16 protein-coding genes and 2 pseudogenes are annotated in these 21,885 nt (G+C 41.8%); 17 read left to right on the top strand and 1 reads right to left on the bottom strand.

Annotated features, from left to right (window positions below):
* Positions 1–53 precede the first annotated feature (53 nt).
* From V5G28_RS25875 to V5G28_RS25795, 17 genes and pseudogenes are all read left to right on the top strand, one after another.
* Positions 54–550: pseudogene (locus V5G28_RS25875) on the top strand (HetP family heterocyst commitment protein).
* 826 nt (positions 551–1,376) lie between these two features.
* Entirely contained in the window at positions 1,377–2,108 is a 732-nt protein-coding gene (locus tag V5G28_RS25870) for a peptidylprolyl isomerase (protein WP_096568160.1), read from the top strand.
* 1,812 nt (positions 2,109–3,920) lie between these two features.
* Positions 3,921–6,986 (top strand): annotated as a pseudogene (locus V5G28_RS25865) (peptidase domain-containing ABC transporter).
* A 93-nt stretch (positions 6,987–7,079) separates the two neighbouring features.
* On the top strand, positions 7,080–8,633 hold the full coding sequence (locus V5G28_RS25860; RefSeq protein WP_336231339.1) for an HlyD family efflux transporter periplasmic adaptor subunit: 1,554 nt from the start codon (positions 7,080–7,082) through the stop codon (positions 8,631–8,633).
* A gap of 40 nt (positions 8,634–8,673) precedes the next feature.
* Complete coding sequence (locus V5G28_RS25855) at positions 8,674–9,456, top strand: peptidylprolyl isomerase (RefSeq protein WP_332995892.1); 783 nt, start codon at positions 8,674–8,676, stop codon at positions 9,454–9,456.
* Between the two features lie 535 nt (positions 9,457–9,991).
* Positions 9,992–10,222: a hypothetical protein gene (locus tag V5G28_RS25850; RefSeq protein WP_332995890.1), complete on the top strand. Its 231-nt coding sequence runs from the start codon at positions 9,992–9,994 to the stop codon at positions 10,220–10,222.
* Positions 10,223–10,316: 94 nt separating this feature from the next.
* On the top strand, positions 10,317–10,607 hold the full coding sequence (locus V5G28_RS25845; protein WP_332995888.1) for a hypothetical protein: 291 nt from the start codon (positions 10,317–10,319) through the stop codon (positions 10,605–10,607).
* A gap of 301 nt (positions 10,608–10,908) precedes the next feature.
* Positions 10,909–11,136, top strand: a complete 228-nt coding sequence (locus tag V5G28_RS25840; RefSeq protein WP_332995886.1) for a hypothetical protein — start codon at positions 10,909–10,911, stop codon at positions 11,134–11,136.
* Between the two features lie 95 nt (positions 11,137–11,231).
* Positions 11,232–11,522: a hypothetical protein gene (locus tag V5G28_RS25835; protein ID WP_096568146.1), complete on the top strand. Its 291-nt coding sequence runs from the start codon at positions 11,232–11,234 to the stop codon at positions 11,520–11,522.
* 535 nt (positions 11,523–12,057) lie between these two features.
* Positions 12,058–12,309, top strand: coding sequence for a hypothetical protein (locus tag V5G28_RS25830; protein WP_096568144.1), 252 nt, complete (start codon positions 12,058–12,060; stop codon positions 12,307–12,309).
* Positions 12,310–12,752: 443 nt separating this feature from the next.
* Entirely contained in the window at positions 12,753–13,016 is a 264-nt protein-coding gene (locus V5G28_RS25825; RefSeq protein WP_332995883.1) for a hypothetical protein, read from the top strand.
* Positions 13,017–13,094: 78 nt separating this feature from the next.
* Entirely contained in the window at positions 13,095–13,349 is a 255-nt protein-coding gene (locus tag V5G28_RS25820; RefSeq protein ID WP_332995881.1) for a hypothetical protein, read from the top strand.
* Positions 13,350–13,875: 526 nt separating this feature from the next.
* Positions 13,876–14,514, top strand: a complete 639-nt coding sequence (locus tag V5G28_RS25815) for a hypothetical protein (protein ID WP_332995879.1) — start codon at positions 13,876–13,878, stop codon at positions 14,512–14,514.
* A 99-nt stretch (positions 14,515–14,613) separates the two neighbouring features.
* Positions 14,614–15,981, top strand: a complete 1,368-nt coding sequence (locus tag V5G28_RS25810) for an HlyD family secretion protein (RefSeq protein WP_332995877.1) — start codon at positions 14,614–14,616, stop codon at positions 15,979–15,981.
* A gap of 5 nt (positions 15,982–15,986) precedes the next feature.
* A complete protein-coding gene (locus V5G28_RS25805; RefSeq protein ID WP_332995875.1) occupies positions 15,987–17,996 on the top strand; it encodes an ATP-binding cassette domain-containing protein in 2,010 nt (669 codons plus the stop codon).
* A gap of 45 nt (positions 17,997–18,041) precedes the next feature.
* Positions 18,042–19,148 carry an ABC transporter permease gene (locus tag V5G28_RS25800; RefSeq protein ID WP_332995872.1) on the top strand — a complete coding sequence of 369 codons (1,107 nt, stop codon included), beginning with the start codon at positions 18,042–18,044 and terminating at the stop codon, positions 19,146–19,148.
* Positions 19,149–19,215: 67 nt separating this feature from the next.
* Positions 19,216–20,337 carry an ABC transporter permease gene (locus tag V5G28_RS25795; RefSeq protein WP_332995870.1) on the top strand — a complete coding sequence of 374 codons (1,122 nt, stop codon included), beginning with the start codon at positions 19,216–19,218 and terminating at the stop codon, positions 20,335–20,337.
* Between the two features lie 476 nt (positions 20,338–20,813).
* Here the strand turns inward: V5G28_RS25795 and V5G28_RS25790 are convergent, their stop codons facing one another.
* Positions 20,814–21,653, bottom strand: a complete 840-nt coding sequence (locus V5G28_RS25790) for a PEP-CTERM sorting domain-containing protein (protein ID WP_332995868.1) — start codon at positions 21,651–21,653, stop codon at positions 20,814–20,816.
* Positions 21,654–21,885 lie beyond the last annotated feature (232 nt).

Genomic DNA, 21,885 nt, shown 5'->3' with positions numbered 1-21,885 from the left:
TACAAACAACCTAAAAAACTCATAAACTCATTCACCACCAGAATATGAACACTATGAATCAACAGATTTCGGGTACTAGAAACCTAGATAAAAAACTTCCTTCCGAACAATTTGACCAAGTCGTTGAAGCAATTCTTGCTGGTAAGTATTCCTGGGCTTGTGTTCTCATGCTACGTTTTGCTGGCTACAATCCTCTACATTACATTCCCTACCGCACCTACAATCGGCTGCTCAAAGAGAATACCCACGTTAGCAGGTCAAATCAACAGCAAAACGACAATATCAAAATTGCTAAGCTACCCTCCGACAAAAGGTCTGAAAGCCATGTGACACCAGCAAGGTGCCTGAGTAAAATTAAAGATTTAGCTTATCTTGAGGTAGTTGGCAAGAAAAAAACAGAAATTCGTGGTGGGAATTTGGAACAGTGGTTAACAACACAAGTTCACGAATATGAATCTACCAATCCTGAAATGGCTCCAGAAAAAATCAATATTTTTCCTTAAAATTCTGTGAATTTCATTACAAACTCCTTGGAGTCAATAGATACTGATAGACAGTTGATTTTGTTGCTTAGTGCCTGCCATGCTGATTTCATACCTACAGCATGGCAATTTTTTATTTTTTAGATTTTTTTTTATTTTTTCTTTAAAACCTGCCAAAATGGCAATTTTATACTAACAATTTTGTATAAATTATTAATAACATCAAAAAATGATGATTAAAGTTCATTCTAAAGGAGAGAAGAAATGACTATAAATAATTATTTTTGAGTGTAAAACATATTGGGATGCTTGCTGAAGCAGTCAGTACCCACTAGAGTACAAAACTCCTACAGATAGACTGACAGACCCAACGTTGCTTATGGTGGTTTTTTTCCCTGAAAGTCTGAGCAAAGAGAAATTGGAGCGGTCTGTTCCCCCAATCCAAACTTCCACGGCTGCTATCTAATCGGTGTAGGTTGCAGCAACGCTCTCCAGAACTTTCAGTGTGGAAAATGAAAAAGCAACGCTAAACTGTTATCTTGGCTGGTAATACTTATAGCTATGCAGCTTCTCTCTTAATGGTTGTCATCCTAGTCCTCCCAAAATAGGATGATGAGTGCTTAGTAAAGTTGCAATTTATGCAGAAATCACTGGAAGCTAAAACAACAAATAGGCTTCCAGTTTTTGTTTTAAAAACTACTGAAATGATAATCAACCTGATGTTAAGAGTGATGGTATAATACCAATCATCTGTAACAATGCGCTTAATAATTCCCCCTCCGCCTTCGGGACTACAGTTCAGTTGAATTAAGCTCAACTTCATAGAGAAAGGGTATAAGTATTGAACTTTTTATAAGTTGGATTGAGAGACAGTGTAGACGTCCATAACTTCCAATGAAGGATTTTTCAAAAATAGTTATTGAAACTGAAGAAATTATCAGCTTCCTTAAAAGTGAAATGAGTTATAAGGAAGTATGCGAGAGAATTTTGTATCAAAGAGTGATAAGTCAGACTGCAAGGGAAAGAGGAATAACTGTAACAGCAGAAGAAATTGAGGCTGAAGCTAACCGCCAGCGTCGCGAAAGGGGTTTGGAAAAGGCTACGGATACGCTCTTATGGTTGGCAGAGCAGTTTATTACTCCGCACGACTGGGAAGTGGGAGTTCAGAATCATCTGCTGGCACAAAAGTTAGCTGAGGTGCTGTTTGCTCAAGATGTAGAAAAGTTTTTTGCCCAAAATCGTTTGGAATTTGAGCAAGTTATTTTGTATCAAATTGTTGTTGCCAATGAAAAACTTGCTCAAGAACTTTATTATCAAATTGAGGAAGGTGAAATCAGTTTTTATGATGCTGCTCACCTTCATGATATTGATAGCGATCGCAGACACAAGTGTGGTTACGAAGGAAAAATCTATCGTTGGGTGTTAGAGCCTAAGATAGCTGCTGTTGTCTTTAGTACACCACAAAATCAGTTGATGGGTCCTCTTAAAACCGAGCAAGGTTTTCATCTTTTGATGGTTGAAGAGTTTATCCCAGCAGAGTTAACAGCTCAAAGTTATGAAGAAATTTTGAATAGGATGTTTAAACACTGGCTAGCTACTGAGCTAGACCATATGCTTCTCTCTTAACAAAGGATAGAGCAATGATAGCTTTTCTATACCTCCTTAAGCAAATGCTTTGCCTAGAAGTAGATTGATTCGTACTTCTTCAAGCAACTATAGCTTCGTTAACAAATTTTAATGCATTCCCGGATGATATTATGTTGCCCTAACGCCCGACTTCGACTTGTGTCCATCGTAAAAAAGCACCCAATGGAAGTATTCGTTTTCTCCTAACACTAGTTTTAGGTAAACAAGGTAACTCGCTTAGGAGCATATTACTTTTTTGGGCAGATACTCACGCTGTCAGCACGAATACATTTTTAACATTAATTCATACTTCAATTTATATATAAAATATACTTATATATCACCGACTCAAATTGGTGGTAATTTTTTTTCTTCTTTACAGATTTATGTACAGTAGTGTTCACTTGACTTATCGCTTTCACATAAAAAAAACTTAATACATATAAAAAACATATATATATGATTTATATTTTTTCTAACTAGGCTTTCAACATAAATTAAATAAAATTTATTTTCTCAATAAACTTATTGTAAAGTTTTCATGAAAAATGAGGAAAAAATGAATATTTTATTAAAAAGCCTTGACAAAAGGTATGAGAATTTACTACTTAATGGATTTGGTACTCTATAAGAGGATCATGTGACATTAAATATTGGAGTGGTATCTTAGGAAACTTTACTCATATAGCAATCTCCTGGATTAATAAAAAGAACTAGCTGTAGCTAGTTAACAGGTATACGTAGTGATCTAGCCTGTGTTAACTGACTTTTAACAATCCAGCCTTAAAGCAGGATTTAAACTTTTTTTAAAAGGGTTAATTAGTTCAATCATTTTGAGATTAGCTGGTAATCCTTTCGACAGAGTTCAGTCAAACCCTCAGAATTCGTGACTCGACGCCGCTATTTCCCCATGAGTTCTTAGGTCTCTATCAAATTTTGATAGAGGTTACGATACAGTGATTTTTTTGCAGCAGACTTGAAGTAACCTCTTGAAACTACTAGGAGGGCGTTGCTGAATCGGAAAAGGATGTAAAGAAATATAAATTTCTTGAGAAGCTGCGTAAAATCCCTAGCCAACCTCCGATAAATCAATAAGGGTTCAAATCAGAACCACCCTATTTCATACTTCCTATCTGCAATACCAGTGGGAATGTAAATAGCATGTATAATATATAACTAGTAATTAGCAAGATACTGTTGTTTATCAGGGACACAGCCACCATGCTTTTTCGCCTATCTACTCAAAGATGCATAATTCGTTCGCTAACAAGATTTTGCGGATTTTTGCTAGCCGATGCGTATGTACAGCTTCTTGATTTATGAGAGAAACAAAAAATAATTTGATGTGTCTGCAACTCTTGGACGACCGTATTGATTCAGGTTTACCCCATAAACTTGCTCAGATAAGGGAACCAAGAAGTCGCTCAACCCAGGAATAACCCCCCTAAACCCCATAAAACTAGGAGGGCGACTTCCAGGGTTAGCAGCACATCATATACTCACTTAATTAGCTTCCCAGGGCTAATTAAATATACAGCTGTCAATCCTCTGCTCCGGAACTTGCGACAGCTGTAGCGGACTCATATGACCACAATTCGTATATAACGGCGACTGGTAACAATTATGTCATACCGATCAGGTCAAACACAAGCATTTATAAAGCCGCAACTTCGTCAGCAGCAAGCTTTTGGGGCGGTTGTTACGGACGCGAGCATTACTATCCGCAACTGGTAATGCAACCGAAAACTAATTTCCATTGGTCATCACATCAAGTTCAGACCAAAGACGAATTGTTTCGGTGGAGGAAAGGTAATGCCATCCGTGATTTCGCAACAGCAGCTATATCAACAACTCACCACAGCTTTGGGTGAGACATCACAACAGGAACTGGCTGAGTGGTTTACACAAGCACAAATCGTGGAGCCAGCACCCACAAAGCAGTTCTGGGTTTCAGGTGATAGTCCCGGAATATATGTGATTGTTTCTGGCCAAGTCAGATTGTTGGATAGTGCGGAGAACTTAATCACAACTCTCGGTTCTGGCTCCTCGTTTGGGGAAGCAACACTGTTTGCACAACAAGACTTTGTGCCATACGCCGCCAAAGCATCAAGTAACGTCAAGCTTTGCTATCTCAAACAAGAGATACTGCAAGGATTGATGGAGAAATATCCCAATATCCGCACTTATTTGTGGAAAAAAGCACAATTGTGGGATTTGCTGATGATATATCGCCAAAACTCACAAGCCGAGTGCCAGCCATCGGATGTACCAGGGATACTCAAAGCCTTATCGCTATTTGAACAGCACACCCTGGACACCAATGAGGAAATATCCGCACCACCAGATGGCAAACTATGGCTGCTGCACAAAGGGGAACTGCGGCATACTCAGGGTCACCTGACACCGGGGAAAATTGTTGCCCACCCACAACAGGGTATTTGGCAAGCGACACAACCAACGATCGCCTACATTCTCCAGGATTCTCAATGGCAGACAGCTAGTGAACACTGGCAGCAATTGGCACAATTCGTTGATCCCCAAGAACGTCCACCCGTCATTAAAGACCAAAAGCCACGTCCTAGTAAGTCAAAACCAGAAAGAATAGCCAGTTCTGGAAACGTCATACCCTTTCCCCAACGCTCCTCGACGTCAACACAAAAGCCAAAAAAATCACGTCCCTACTTTCCCAGCCCGAAGGTAAAAGTGGCGCAACTGTGGGGACAGTGGAGTAAGAGTTATCCCTTCATGGCACAACAAAGCGCCGCTGACTGTGGTGCTGCCTGTTTGGTGATGATTGCACGCTACTGGGGCAAGCGCTTGAGTGTCAATCGACTGCGGGAGTTAACCAACGTTAACCGCTCTGGTGCATCACTGCGTGCTTTAGCCGCTGCTGCCGAAAGCATGGGCTTTGCTACCCGTCCAGTCAAAGCCAGTCTTGACAAATTTGCTCAACAACCTTTACCAGCGATCGCCCACTGGGAAGGCAAACACTACATTGTCGTCTATGAAATCACGCCTAAGAGGGTGATTGTCTGTGATCCCGCGATCGGTCAACTGAGCCTAACCCATGCTCAGTTCAATGCTAAGTGGACTGGATATGCATTGCTGTTGCAACCCACAGCCTTACTTAAAGAGGCTGAAGAAGCAAGTGCATCATTTTGGCAGTTTTTTGAGATAGTCAAACCTCACTCCAAGGTACTGCTGGAAGTATTTATTGCTTCGGTACTGATTCAGGTTTTTGGACTAGTCACGCCACTCTTTACTCAGTTGCTGTTAGACCGAGTCATAGTGCAAGGCAGTACCCACATTAAACGCTGTCGCTTTGGGGTTGCTCATTTTTGGCTTGTTCAGTATTGCTGTCAATGGGGTGCGGCAATATCTTTTGGCTCACACTGCTAACCGTGTCAGTGTTGCACTGCTAGTGGGTTTTATCAAACATACCTTGCGCTTACCCTTATCGTTCTTCGAGTCCCGCTACGTCGGCGATATTGTCTCTCGTATCCAAGAAAACCAGAAAGTACAGCGCTTCCTGACTGGCGAGACACTGTCAGTCATTCTGGATTTGCTAACAGTGGTGGTTTATGTAGGATTGATGTTCTGGTACAACTGGCGCATGGCATTACTGGGCTTGATGATTGTGCCACCATTTTTCTTGCTCGCACTGTTTTCCACAAGTATCTTACGTCGCATCTCCAGAGAAATTTTTAATGCTGGTGCTGAAGAAAACAGCTATCTCATTCAATCCCTGACAGGTATTCGCTCTGTACGCTCAATGGCGATTGAACAAACAGTACGCTGGCGTTGGGAGGAACTTTTAAACAAATTAATCAAAAAAAGTTTTACGGCTCAAGTTATTGCCAACCGCCTGCAAATTATCAGTGCAAGTATTGAAACTTTAATCAATACAGGATTACTGTGGTACGGAGCATGGTTGGTCATTCATAATGAACTGACCATCGGACAACTTGTGGCTTTTAATATGTTATTGGGCAATGTGCTCAGCCCTTCAAGCGACTCTCGGTGGTCTGGAATCAATTCCAAGAAATCGTCATTTCTGTCGAACGGATTAACGATGTCCTAGACGCAGAACCAGAAGAAGACTTGCAAAATAAACCCCGCAAGCCTCTACGTCGCCTTCAAGGGAGAATTCGCTTTGAGAATCTGACTTTCCGCTATCACCCAGAAAGCGAGAATAACGTCCTGGAAAATCTCAGCTTTGAAATCCAGCCCGAACAAACAGTCGCAGTGGTCGGGCGCAGCGGTTCTGGAAAGACGACTTTGTCAAAGTTAATTTTGGGTTTATATCCCCCGACAGAGGGCAAACTCTTAATCGATGGTCATGATGTGACCGGTGTGTCCCTAAAATCACTCCGACAACAAGTTGGTGTGGTAGACCAAGACACTTTCCTGTTTGGCGGTACGATTCGAGAAAACATCAGCATCGCTCATCCAGAAGCCTCACTAGAACAGATTATCGAGGCAGCACGTATGGCTGGGGCAGATGAATTTATTCAGCAACTGCCAATGGGTTACGAAACCGAAATTGGTGAAGGTGGTGGAATGCTTTCTGGCGGACAACGCCAACGTCTGGCGATCGCTCGCGCATTGCTAGGGAATCCCCGATTTTTAATATTTGATGAAGCTACCAGCAACCTGGATGCTGAATCAGAACGTATTATTCAAAACAATCTGAAAACCATTCTCAAAGGACGCACCAGTCTAATTATTGCCCATCGCCTTTCCACCGTGCGGAATGCCGACTTGATTCTGGTGTTAGACCGAGGTGTCTTGATAGAAAGCGGAACACACGACGAATTAATTGCCAAAAAAGGACATTACTACTACCTCAACCAGCAACAACTTCCCCAAGCTGGTTGAGTTGGGAGTCGGTTATAGGGTACAGGTTACAAGTTTGTCCCTTGTCCCCTTATCTTCCCCTACTCCCTCCACCTCTCGATTTCAGGTGATACTATGCCACAGCCATCTCGTCATTCACAATCTGCGCTTGCCAGAAGCGAGCCGGATGAGTATCTAAATAAAGATGACACTATAATTACGGAAAATACTGACAAAGCGATCAACGCGACAAGTGAGGAAAAAGATTGGTTTTTTGGTACCGAAGAACTGCTAGATGCTTTACCGAAAGTCTGGACGCGCTCTTTGCTCTACGTGTTGGTGGCCTTTGCAGGGATTGTCTTACCTTGGACAATGCTCTCCAAAGTTGATGAGACAGGGAGCGCTAAAGGGCGTATTGAACCGAAAGGTGCTACTCAAAAATTAGATAGTCCAGTGGGCGGGGGCGTCACTGTTGTTAGGGTCAAAGAAGGCGAAACCGTAAAGGCAGGTCAGCTTCTGCTGGAATTAGAGTCAGATGTCTTAAGAACTGAACTCAACCAAATTATGACAAAGCTCGACGGGCTACAGAATCGGCGCGAGTCCTTAGAGGTACTTAAAAATCAATTGACGCTTGGTCTGAGTACTCAGCAGCAACAAAACCAAGCTCAACAATTGGCAAAACAGTCTCAAGTACAGCAGGCGCGACAGAATCTGGATGCTCTTAAAGCTGTCTATAACTTAAACAAAGAGGAAAAACTGGCTAAAGTTAACCAGATGCAGCAAGCCCTTGAGTCTAGCAAGGCTGCTCATTCGTTAGCATCCGTTCGTCTGCAAGCTTCTCAAGAAAAAGTTCCACGTTATCAACAGGCTTATGAAGACGGTATCATGTCACTTGACCGCTTCAAGGAAGTCCAACAGTCGGCAAAAGAAGACTCTGAACGCCTTGTACAAGCTCAGTCTGATATTTCTCAAGCTGAGTCGAGGCTTAAAGAGCAACAAAGCACTTACCAGAAGACGATTCATCAGGCTAACTCAGAAATCCAGCAAGCTGAACTGCGCTTACAAGAAGAACAACGTAACTATCAAAGCCTGATTCACACAGGTCAACTCGCACAACTCAAAGCTGACGAACAACTCAAAGAACTGCAAACACAAATCAAAGAACTGCAATCGGAAATTGCTCAGACTGGAAGCCAGATCACATCCTTAAAGATTCAGTTAAGACAACGAGTCGTGCGATCGCCTGTTAACGGTGTCATTTTTGAGTTGCCCATAACCAAACCAGGAGCCGTCCTACAACCTGGTCAGAGAGTTGCCCAAATTGCACCTCAAGGTGCTGGCTTAGTACTCAAGGCTAGTATGCCTAATCAGGAAAGCGGCTTCTTAAAAGTGGGTATGCCGGTCAAAGTCAAGTTTGATGCCTATCCTTTCCAGGAGTATGGCATTGTGGCTGGAAAAGTGAATAGGATTTCTCCAGACTCTAAAGTTACTCAAACACCTCAAGGCAACATAGAAAGTTTTGAGTTAGAAATCGCTTTGAATCAGGCATATATCCAGAACGGCGACAAACGTATCGCATTAACTCCTGGACAGACAGCCACTGCTGAGGTGATTGTCCGTCAGCGTCGTTTGATTGATTACATCTTAGACCCGTTTAAGAAACTGCAAAAAAGCGGGTTAGACCTTTAGTCAAAAATCCAAACTCTAAAATCTTTGGAGGAATTGCCGCATGTCAAAAGGTTTGCCGATTTTCCGTGAAGACATTATTAATCACATCAAACTCTCGTGCCAAATACCTGGAGTTGTGCAGGCGATCGCTTTTCAAAAAATTATGACTAAAGCAGCACAAGAGGCAGGTATTACAGTCACACCAGAAGAACTACAGCAAGAAGGAGATAAACTGCGGGTTGCTAAGAAACTTGTTAAAGCTCAAGACACCTGGACATGGCTGAAAAAACATCATCTGTCTCTGGATGATTTTGAAGAATTAGCCCACAACAACGTACTTTCTCAAAAGTTGGCGCACCATCTATTTGCTAATAAGGTCGAACAGTTCTTTTACGAACACCAACTTGATTATATTGCTGCTGTCACTTACGAGGTCATCTTAGAAGATAGAGACTTGGCATTGGAACTTTTTTATGCGCTGCAAGAAGGGGAAATTAGTTTCCAAGAAATCGCCCGCCAATACATTCAACAGCCAGAACTCCGTCGTGCTGGTGGATATCAAGGAACCCGACGGCGCAGCGATTTTCGACCGGATATTGCTGCAGCGGTATTTGCAGCCAGTCCACCAGAAATACTCAAGCCAATTGTGACTCCAAAAGGAGTCCATCTAATTTGGGTTGAAGAAATCATTCAACCCAAATTAGATGAGGAGTTGCACTCTGCAATCCAGCAACAATTGTTTTCTGGGTGGCTACAGCAACAATTTGAAACACTGGAGATATTGACTCTGCTTGATTCCGATACTCATCCTCAAGCATCAGAGGATGTGTTGGTGCAGGCTTAAGTTCAGTTTTCAGTTAGTCTCCATGATGTTAGGAGATTTTAAGTTTTGTTGATTTACATAAAAGTAAATTGGGTTAGATTCAACCATTTTTTGTAAAAAAGGATAACTGATAACTGATTAGGTCAGGCTGAGTATTGCTAAAAAGGATTTTTGTATTTAGAGGATCAAGAATTTTTCAACCTTATTTTTACTAACCTGTTGACGAAAAGGAGGTTAATTATATGAATTTTGTGTGAATATTTAAATAGTTTCAAAAAGTTTTATGTGAGCCTTAAGCTAGGAATTAAAGCATAAATATTTGGGCTTTTTTAACTATAAAAAAAGCTTAAATATTTGTATTTTTTTTATTGATACTATTATTAAAATAATAAAAATAGCTGACATGATTACCCAAAATTGCAAAACAAAAATAAATAAATTAAATATAAAAAATATGGTTTTCTAAAAATAGAATGTTATAGTGATATACGTAACCCCAAAAAGTTTGGTTGCAAAGACAGAACGAGAAACAACAAGTAATTCCCAGGATAAGACCATGATTATTTCTGATATCTCTCACATCGAAGTTGCTACTGAAGAAAAGAGCGTAGTAGGTGGAATAGCAACTGCTACTGCAGATGCTAATGCATTCGCTTCTGGTGATAACTTTGCCGGCTCATCTACTAACACTTCAGCCAGTGCTAGTCAGTTCTTTACCACGTTCCCCTTCTTCAGCTCACGTTTTAGTGCTAACTCAAGCTCTAGCTCTAGCGCAGGTGCAGCGTAGGCAGAGCTTTGGCAACCAGCGTAATTCAGGCTAGAAAAATCGCTGAAAGCTGCTAAAAAGCTTTCGGCGGTCTAGTATTCCAATAGGGGGCACAATGAGTCAATTAATAATTCATGACCTCAGCTTTTGTGAAAGCGCACTTGCTGATAGTAATCAAGTGCAAGGGGGAGCCGTAGCCTCTTTTTCAACAAGCTTTCAAACTGCTAATTCTACGCGCAATTCTGCATTCTGGTCCATTATTGGTAGCCCCACCAGCCCCAACGCCGACATAGTAGCTAGTATTTCTGGTGGTACTGCTGGCGTAACAGCAGGTGCAACAGCTGGTGCTACTTCTGATGGAACTAATTTTGCCTCTACCTTTACACAAGTTCAAGCTAGAGTCTAAAGCTTGTGTAAACTAGTTTTGATTAAAAAGCTATTGACTACAAGCCCCGATAAAGCCTGTGGTTCTATTCAATAGCTTTTTAAGCCTTAAAACTAATACCAATTCTTTGTAACGATGAGCTTAATAATTACCCCCGCCTATGCCTTCGGCACGCTACGCGAACGGCGTCCCCCCTTACCAAGGGGGGCTACAGGGGGGTCGCAGAAAGCTGATTTTCATGGAGAATTGGTATAAACCAAAAAAACAAACTTTGGTTGCAAAGACAAAACGAGAAACAACAAGTAATTCCCAGGACAATACCATGATTATTTCTGATATCTCTCACATGGAAGTTGCTGCTGAAGAAAATAGCGTAGTAGGTGGAATAGCAACTGCTACTGCAGATGCTAATGCATTCGCTTCTGGTGATAACTTTGCCGGCACATCTACTAACACTTTTGCCAGTGCTAGTGAGTTCTTTGACTTCTTCTCCTTCAGAACACGTAATAGTGCTTCCTCAGGCTCTAGCTCGCGAGCAGGTGCAGCGTAGGCAGAACTTTGCCAATCAGCCTAATTCAGGCTAGAAAAATCGCTGAAAGCTGTTAAAAAGCTTTCGGCGACCTACTATTCCAATGGGGGAGCACAATGAGTCAGTTAACAATTCATGACCTCAGCTTTTGTGAAAGCGCACTTGCTGATAGTAATCAAGTGCAAGGGGGAGCCGTAGCCTCTTTTTCAGCCAGCTTTCAAGCTGCTAATTCTACGCGCAATTCTGCATTCTGGTCCATTATTGGTAGCCCCACCAGCCCCAACGCCGACATAGTAGCTAGTATTTCTGGTGGTACTGCTGGCGCAACAGCTGGTGCAATATCTGGTGCTACTTCTGATGGAACTAATTTTGCCTCTACCTTTACACAAGCTCAAGCTACAGTCTAAAGCTTGTGTAAGCAGGTTTTAATTCAATAGGCTTCTTGCATCAATAGCACCAAGGGAATAAATTTCTCAGCTACACAAACGAAGTCTGCCTCTGCAGGCTTGATTTGTGTAACCGAAGCATCTCAGCTTTTGTGAAAGTAAAGTCTCCGATTTTAGCCAAGTACAAGGAGGAAGTCTTGAAGTTGGCTTAAAGGTTAGTTTGATGCTGCTAACAGTATCGGTTTTGATTCAAACTTCTCAGTTATTACCACTGGTTTGACTAGTGCCAATATTGTAGTTACTGGTGGTAGCGCTAGTGCCGCTTCTGCTGGTGCTGCTGCTGTTGATGGATTTATTGGTCTCTTTTCCTCTACATCTGCAACAGCCTCCTAAAGCTTGTGTAACCACATTTTAAGTAGCCTTTATGGGCGATCTCCATAAAGACCACTTAGTTCAAAATCTATGACCTAGAAGCCACGACAAAGCTCATGGTTTTAATCAGTAGATTGTACTCAGATAAAAATCCTAAATAGGACGTAAACCAAAGGAGAATATAGTGGAAATTCGTGATTTGGACTACCAGCAGAGTTATTTAGAGTCTCTAAATGATATGAGAGCTAAAAGCTTAGTTGGAGGCGATGGTGGTGTAATTTTATTATCTACAACTGGAACGTTACTTATTGCCGACTATACCGGACGTAACGCCATAGAAGCTAATAACGCCAGTTTTGCTTCAATTACAGGATCTTTTCCTAATGTTCAGGTAAATGGTGGAACTTTGATTCAAGGAACAATAACACCACGTTAGCCTCAAATGGCTTTTCCCAAGTCAAGCAGTAAAACTTAGCATAACTGCTCTGACCGTTAGAGTGTGTTTGCAAATGCAAACACACTTCAAATGTATAGTCAAATAGGATAATAATTCGGTTTATTGGCACTTTATGTTTAAGTGTTTTTAGATTATTAATAATGTGAAAAATGCTGGTGTTCAAGATAATTCCTGCAAATATGGATTACCTTGAACCTGTTTATAATTTTCCTATTAAGTATTCTGATAATTAATAAATAAAACAACAATTTAGGTAGCGTTATAATCTACCTAAATTGTTGTTTTTTAGTAAAAATATAAAGAATTATTTTTACAAAAATTAAGAAAAAAACTATTGAAAAATTATCTAAATTGTTTATAGTTAAATTATTGAACTAACGCAGTTCAAGTTTCAATTAATATCTTTTGAATAGAAAGGATTTATGGCTAAGTTAAAAATAGCTGAATTGCAGCCTAAAAGCCAATTTGAGAAAGTCTCTGATGCCGATTTACGGTTAGTTAATGGAGGAGGTAGTGATTTCCAATTTACTACAATTGGATCTTCTCTTAGCACAGGTGTTACTATTGGGCCGGGAAGCATTCAAAACGGTACTCAATCAGTTGCTAGCTTAAATGGAGGGGCTGAATCACCAACTGTCACTGCTTCTCTTTTTGCTGGTGCTTTCTCACAGTCTTTCCCTTCTTAAAAATCATCAGGGAAAATTTTAGAAGGATAGTAAATAAGATACGTCAACGTACTACCAAGAAAACTCAAAGAGGAAATTATGGCTAATATCAAAATCGCTGAATTACAATCTAGCTTGCTTGAAGAAGTATCAGCTACAGATTTGGAGGCTGTTCATGGTGGGGATACACCTGGTATTCAAGCTGTTGGATCAACTTCAGGAGTCGGCGTAGGTTTTTCTAATGGTGGATCAACCGGTGTCGCTACAAAGAGTTTCAGTGACCTTAGTGGTACACTAGGAAATTTCTTGGTAACGTTTGGAACAGAAACCAAGGCTTTTACTTCACCCTCTTAGACAACTTAATACTTTAGGCATTACCTAAAACTGCATATTTAGGGCTGGAGTTAAGAGTTGGCTCTAGCCCTTCATTTTTTTACGTCGTGCTTGTAATGTCGCTAATGACGCGATGCAAGTGTATGTTCATTTCAGTCAAAGCTTTGACATTTTTATTTAGATGCGTTTGTCCTAGTCCGGCTCACATCTTGTACCATTTTCATCCTGACCTGAAAAATTAGGTTTTTGAACAAAAAAGTCAGGGTTTTAGGTTAAATGAATCGCATTAAATCCGGTTTTTGATGATAATTCAAGATTGGAATGAATTTCTTATATAGTCATCTAAAAATAAAAAATACTTATTTCTTTACAAGATTGGAAGTTAGGTGATGATAAAGTAAAAAAAATGCTTTTTCAACAGAATAATCATTAGTTCACATCTACCTTGTTAGGTGCATCAGTTGATTTTGCTGAACCTAATAAGAAGATAGAGAAGTTAGCGTTGCAAGCTGAGCTTTGGTTTTGTAAAAATACCAGGAATTGAATTATGGGGGCTATCTTATATCCACTCTATACGGTAGCTAATTTGGTCTTAGCTACATGGAGCATTAGTTTATGGCAACACTCACACCATGCCAACATATTGTTGCTGATGTTAGTAGTAGCTGGAATGACCTATGACAATCTCATCATTTCGCTAGGTCGTTTGATTAATGAAGGTGTTTGCCTAAAATTACTTAATCGTCTGCGCTTCTTATTACATGATTTATTAATTCCATTATTGGTAGTAGTGGCTGTTAAACTAGCCAGTGCTGCTGGTGTGGTGTGGGCAAGTCAACCGATTGTGTTCTCTGGTTGCTGGACGATCGCATTTGGTTTGATTGGATTGGGATTGGTGACTAATTGTAAGCAGTTGGAACTAGCACCAATAACTTTTGCTGGCAGTTTGCGATATAAACCTAAAAAGAGTCAAGTGCCAATTTTGACAATTTTAATCGCCTTGTTAGTTGGTGTGGCGGGATTCTACATTTGGCGTGAAATCCAATGGCCCTGGATGTTTGTGGGAACACTGGTAATGTTTTTTGGCAATGCTTTACCTACAAAGATTTTTGGTTCTCTAGTTGGTTCGGCAGTTGATTTTATATTTATGTTTGCTCTGTTGGCAACACAGATTGTGTTGTATTAATTAGGGATAATTTCGCGTCTCTATAAAGCCCAAACTTTCGTTTAAGGCTTGCTGCAAGACGGGAATCCAATCCATAAATTAGTAATCAAGGGTAATAGTATGACTCAGACTGCCCCGAAATATACAGAAAGTATTCCTGCTCCACTGCTACCAACAAAGCAGCATCGTACCAAAGCGGTTCCTTTGATGTTGGCAACGGTGACGATTTTAGCTGGTGTTGGTTATGTATTTTGGAGCTTACAGCCGCAATCTAGAGCAGATATACTCAAGGTAAGTGGACGGATTGAAGGTTATGAGACTGAGATTAGCGTAAAGCATTCGGGACGAATTGAGTCGATTGCAGTACGCGAAGGGGCAGCGGTTAAAAAGGGTCAAAAGTTAATTGAGTTAGATAACAGCAACGACCAACTGCTGCAAGGACAACTGCAATCTGCACAGGCACAGGTTGCCTCTGCTCAATCTGATGAACAAGAGGCTCGTTCAGATGTAGAGCGGGTACAAGGTGAAATAGAACAAGTCAACAGCCAAATTCTTGAAGCACAACTTAATTTAGAGCAGTCCCGAGGTGATGCGGTAGGTCGGATTAATCAAGCACGATCTAACGCTGCGGCAGCTAGGGCACAACTGGTGCAAGCACAGGCAGTACTCAAACAGGCAGCAGCGGAAGTCAAACTAGCTAAAATAAATCGCGATCGCTACGCTACATTGCTCAATGATGGAGCAATTAACCAACAGCAATTTGACCAAACACAAACTACCTTCGATACTGCAATAGCAACTTTACAGGCACGACAGGCAGCAGTAAATGCTAGTTCTGAGCAGTTAAGCGCTGCCCAAGCGGGACTTGTCCAAGCGCAATCAACGGGTTTCAACCCTGGTATTAGGAATGCGCAGTTAGAAGCGTTAAAGAGAAAGCGTGCTCAAACCTATGCTCAAATGAAATCTGCTTTGGCGCGAGTGAAATCTGCTCAGGCAAAGGTTAAAGGTGCCTTGGCTTCAAAGCAACAAATCATGATCCAAATTGAAGATTCCAAGAAAGACCTGAATGTTGTCAGTCCTCTAGACGGTGTGGTAACTGTCCGCAGTGTAGAACCAGGTGCAGTGGTGGATAGTCAAACGAAAATTCTGACGGTGATTGACCCCCATACGATTTATTTGAGAGGTTTTATTCCTGAAGGGGATATTGGCAAAGTGCGCCAAGGACAGGTAGCTAAAATCTTGTTAGATTCTGCGCCTAACAAACCCCTCAAAGGTAAAGTGATTGCCATCGATCCGCAAGCCTCGTTTACACCTGAGAATATCTATTTTCAGAAGGATAGGGTCAAGCAAGTCGTCGGTATTCGCATGAGTGTTGAAAACCCAGCGAGCTGCTTTAACCCTCAACAACCCTACGTTGGTGTAGATTTACCCTGTGCCAAGATTGGGATGCCAGCTGATGCAGAAATTCTATTGAAGGGTGAAGGGTAATATCAATGAACCACAAAGTCACAAGTGGCACTCAAATTTTACCTCAAACCCTTAGTCTCTCCGCTGAGGCTGTCTATATTCGAGGCTTGCACAAGCACTATGGTCGTTTAGCCGCAGTGCGGGGGATTGATTTGACAGTGCAGCAGGGTGAGATGTTTGGGCTGATTGGTCCTGATGGTGCAGGGAAAACCACAACGTTTCACATTCTAGGTGGGGTGATGGAACCCACAGCGGGAGAAGTGCAGGTATTTGGTCAGCTTGCACGGGATGCTCGCGCTATGACGGGATATCTGACGCAGCAGTTTTCTCTGTACTTGGATCTCAATATTAATGAAAATTTACGTTATGCAGCAGGCTTGCGGCAAGTGCCGGATGATTTGTTTTGGACACGTCGCAATCAATTGCTACGCTTGATGAACCTGGAGCAGTTTGCCCAAAGGCAGGCTGGACAACTCTCAGGCGGTATGAAACAAAAACTAGCACTTTGCTGTGTTTTAATTTCACAGCCCCAAGTCTTGTTACTGGATGAACCCACCACAGGTGTTGACCCGGTTTCACGGCGAGAGTTCTGGGATGTGCTAGCCCAACTATCAGCAGAAGGTATGACTATCGTCGTTGCTACACCCTACTTGGATGAAGCAGAGCGCTGCCATCGTGTAGCTTTGATGTATGAAGGTCAAATTCAAAAGATTGGTACTCCCACTTCCTTACGCTCCAGTTTAGCCTTACATCGCCTAGAAGTTCGTACGTCAAACCTGCAATTAGCCGAGCAAGTCCTATTACAGACCCAACAAGCAAACATTGTGGATGTACAAACATTTGGCGATCGCCTTGATGTCCTTGTCAAGGATGTGACTAATGGTCGTACACAGGTGCATGAACTGCTGCAACAGGAACAATTATCATACTTTAGTATTGAGTGTAGCAGCCCCACATTAGAAAACGTCTTCGTTACCCATTTACGGCAACAGGGGTTAGCAAGGCAATTTTTTCCATTTCCAAGAGCTAAGGCAACAAGCAAGCAATGGAAAGTGGAGAACTACAGGTTAACCGTAACAGAAGGCGATAGGGAAACTAACCCTAGTTCCTCATCCATTGCCATCTACGCTCACAACCTCAACCGCTTTTTTGGCAATTTTCAAGCAGTCAAAAGCGTCAACCTTGAGGTGGGCTACGGCGAAATCTTCGGACTTTTAGGTGCCAATGGATCTGGCAAAACCACCACAATCAAAATGTTGTGTGGATTGCTTAAAGCCAGTGGTGGTGTCATTTCCCTTGGGGGCGAAACAAGCAATCTTCGTAGTGCTGACTTGCGGCGGCGTATTGGCTACATGAGCCAGAAATTCACCCTTTACGATGACCTAACCATTTTGCAAAATCTGGAGTTTTATAGTGGTGTTTATGGTGTACCTCGCAAGCTACGCCGGGAGAAAATTGATTGGGTGATTGCCATTTGTGGGTTAGAGGGACAGGAAAATATGCTTACCGGGCAGCTACCGGGTGGTTGGAAGCAGCGAGTTGCTTTTGGTGCTTCGGTAATGCACGAACCAAATATTTTATTCCTTGATGAGCCAACATCAGGAGTAGATCCGCTTGCACGCCGCCAGTTTTGGAAGCTGATTAATGACTTTGCCCGCAACGGTACGGCTATTTTGGTGACCACCCACTACCTTGAAGAAGCTGAACAGTGTAACCGCATGAGTTTTATGGTTGCGGGAGAAACCGTCATTTCCGGTTCTCCGAGTTCGATTAAAGCCAGTCAACCAGGACAACTCATGGAGATTATTGTCAACCAAAACCAAGCTGCTGCCGATCTGCTCAAACAACACCTTGACCCTTGGCGTGTCTCCATTTTTGCCGATAGCTTACACGTTGTCCTTGACGAACCCGAGCAAGAACTTCCTCGACTACTAAAGCTTATAGAATCTGCCAAAATCACCATTTACCGTGTCCGCCCCATTTCTTTCTCCCTAGAAGACGCTTTCATCGGTATAGTACAACGAGCGCAAAACTAGAATTTTTTTATATTTTTTTATATTTTTTTATATTTGTTTATATTTATGAAACGGATTTTTGCTCAGTTTACCAAAGAACTAGTACAGTTTCACCGCGATCGCCTGACATTAGCGTTGGCATTTCTACTGCCATTTATGACGTTACTCATTTTTGGGTTTGCGATTCGCTTAGAAAGTAAAAATATTCCGTTAATCGTGCAAGATTTTAACCGTACAAACATTAGCAGTAGCTATATTGAGCGACTATATGCCACAAATCAGTTTATGCCCACCCAATGGTTAGGAGACGATCCGGTGCGGGATGCGATCGACCGTGGCATTGCTAAGGTAGCAGTCATTATCCCTCCTCAATTCAGCCGAGATGTGCAAGCTGGTAGAAATGCTACGGTGCAAGTACTGATTGATGCTACGGATGTCAATAATGCTCGTGTCATAAAAAACAGCATTCAAAGAGTGACGAATTTTTTTATGCAAGAGCAAGGACTCATGACATTTAAGAGCAGCGTCACACCTCGAATTCGTTTATGGTTTAACCCCGGTCGGTTAGAGTCCCTGTATATTGTACCGGGAGTTTATGCTGTGGTCTTGTGGATTTTTCCGTCTTTACTGACAGCGATCTCAATGGTGAGGGAAAAGGAGAAAGGCACCATATTACAAGTTTACGCTTCTAGTATAAGTGCAACTGAACTATTACTTGGTAAAGGACTGGCTTACCTGCTGATAGCTATCCTTCAAGCATTCGTAGTCATGGGGCTAGGGTCGCTAATTTTCCAGGTTCGCTTAGTAGGCGATTCTACCACCTTATTACTAGGAACCTTCCTTTTTCTCACAGACAGTGTTTTGTTTGGTTTGCTATTTGGGGTACGAAGCAGTAACCAAAATGCTGCTGTACAAAGCGTCTCTGTTATCGGTTTTGTTACCTCCCTATTACTGTCTGGTTTTATTTATCCGCTTAGCAACATTCCCTTTCCCCTGTCAATTATGCCTAACATAGTTCCCGCCCGCTATTTCATAGATATCACTCGTGATGCATTTGTACGGGGTACGGGATGGGCAGGAGTTTGGTTTGATTTAGTCATGCTAATTGTTTTTGGATTGGTGTTTTTTAATATAACGCGTAGTGTTTTAAGTCGGATGCAATTGCCTTCTTAAACTGTTAGTTGCTAATTGTTAGTTCCTGATTGTTTTACTAACCACTAACTACGAACTACTAACCAATATGTTTTTTTTGGTACGACTCTTTAATAGTTCATTTTGGGCATTACTTCGCAAAGAAATCAATCAAATTTTGCGAGATAAGCAGTTAATAATTCTGCTGATTGTGCCACCAACGATGCAATTATTGCTTTATGGATTTGCGCTTAATCCGGATGTACATAATTTGAAATTGGGTGTTATTGATTATGCGAATGTAAGTGCTAGTCGGGAACTGCTTCAGGCAATGACTTCTAATGGCATTTTTACCATAGAATCTGTACCAACAACTGAGAAAGACTTGAGCCGTCAAGTAGAAGAAGGCAAACTGAATCTGGGGGTGATCATTCCACCAGAATTCCCCAAAAAGCTGGCAAAAAAAGAAGCTGAGATTCAAGTATTCATTGATGGAGTGGATGCAAACGCAGCAGGCATTGCGAGTGGCTACATGACTCAGATTATTCAAAATTATAATCGTAACTTTGGGCAAACCCAGCTTAATCCTCCAGTATCACCCCAAGTGGTGTTTCTCTATAATCCAGGACTAATAAGTAGCTGGTTTTTTGTGCCGGGAGTCATGGGTTTAGTGTTAACGCTGGTTGGAACATTAGTTTCAGCAGTCACTGTTGTGCGGGAGAAGGATAGCGGAACTTTGGAGCAATTACTCATGACACCAGCGGCAAACTGGGAAATTTTGCTTGCCAAAATTTTGCCTTTAGCGTTTTTGCTCATGGGAGATATTCTGCTAGCTTTGGCTTTAGGACAATTGGTCTTTGGTTTACCGTTACGTGGAAATTTTCTACTATTTTTTGGACTGTCGATTATATATTTGCTTGTTGGGATTAGTATAGGTATTATGTTGGCGATGTTTTCAAGCTCGCAACAACAGGTGGTACTCATGTCATTTTTCGTCAATATGCCGATATTGCAGACTTCTGGAGTGCTTGCCCCTATCGAAGCTATGCCCCCCTTTTTTCAAGTCCTGTCTCTACTCAATCCCTTACGTCATTACATTGCCATTGTTCGAGGCATTTTACTTAAAGGGGTTGGTTTAGATGTGTTGTGGATGCATATTTTGGCATTGCTTAGTATTGCTGTTGTGTTATTAACTATTAGTCTTAGCAAGTTTCGCAATCAATTAAGTTAAATTTACATCTTGCACCATTCTCAACAGGACTTTAAAAACCGGGTTTCTGCTTTTAAGGAATTGCAAGCAACCCGGTTTTTGGTAGCGATGCAAGATTGGAGTTAAAGGCGTTTAACAGATCCAAATACTTTGACGGCGATCGCAATTGCCCTTGGGCAAACCCAAGGGCAAAAATACACCCAGATATTGAGTCTTACGAGTAGACGCCCCTGGACCTTTGGAAAGCTCTAAGAACCAAGCCTTTACCAGTTATGGGTTTGGCGGCGAGCGCATCCCTTGTGAGGCGATCGTCAGCGCCTTTCAATAAAATAGCTTTATTGACAACAAGCAGGAGCTAGAAGGCGCTGACGACAAGGCTGGCAATTTTGAGTAATTTTGTGATAGCCCAGTGTAGGGTTGTCGATTTTTGTCTATGGAAAATGAAGCGCTAAGGAAGCAACCTGTCTTCAAGTCTCAGCGTTTTCCTGGCTTACCAATCAGCAGCCTGAAATAGCTGCTTTGCGTTTGCGTTTCCCAGTCATGCCAAGTATCCCACAACCAAAGAGTAAACTAAGGACTGTTGATGGCTCGGGTGCTTGAACTCTTACTTGATTCGTTTTAGTTTCAACTAGAGTCAGATAAGTTGACTTATCAAAAGTACGGGAATACTTACCCTTGACATCAGCTTGAGCAATTTCTTGCGTTCCGCCAAAAGATGTATTGTAGGAAGACTGAGCAGGATCTAGGGTGATGCTACTGCTCTGTTTAAGTTCAAGAGCATCATTGTTACCTGGAGTCGCTAAATTTCCGGCAATGGTAAAAGAGTCTAAAAGGCTGTTACTTTCGCTGTCGTATAAATCAAATTTTAGGAGTCCATTAGCAGTAGCATTTTCCGCTGTTGGATTGTCAATGGATGTTTTGAGATCCAATAACCCATTGAAATCAAAAGAAAATGTTTCGCCAGGTTGTACTAAAAAGTCGTAACCGATAACCCCTGCAAAGCTTTGCCCCTCTCCAATATAGCTAACACCCTGACCTTGAGCTTTGCTAATAGATGAATTGGAGGCAAATGTCAAGGCAGGGTTTGGATCGACTTCAAAATTGGCATTGGCATCGGCATTAGCATTAACTTGACCATCTGTACTAATCGCGTTAGTCACAGTATCAGTAATAGTCCTAATACCCAATGGATTGCGATTAAAGTTCTCAATATTAAATGTTGCCTCAGAAGATCCAAAAGTAGCAGCCTGACTGGGTAACGCTACTAACATAGAGCTTGCCATTACCGGAGTAGCCAGTAGCAAAATTCGGTTGATAAGCCCTGAGTGTCGCTTCATACAATCCTCTTTTGTAAATTTTTGATTCTTAGCTTGAAACGCTTGCCAAACCTAACGTTAGGCAAGTATGAAAATTGGCACAGTGAACTCAAGGGCTTGTTAAATCCACAAGCCCTCCTTGCACTGGTGGTAACAAGTTTTTTGTTTAATCACAAATCATGGGTTTATCCGTCTTTGCACCCAAAAGACAGCAACCAATCAAATTGGTAGTATTACGCTGACACCCCGTGTG

It is taken from the genome of Scytonema sp. PRP1 (genome assembly GCF_036697665.2).
Classification (GTDB): Bacteria; Cyanobacteriota; Cyanobacteriia; order Cyanobacteriales; family Nostocaceae; genus Kalymmatonema; species Kalymmatonema gypsitolerans.
This window is presented reverse-complemented; position numbering and strand designations above follow the sequence as displayed.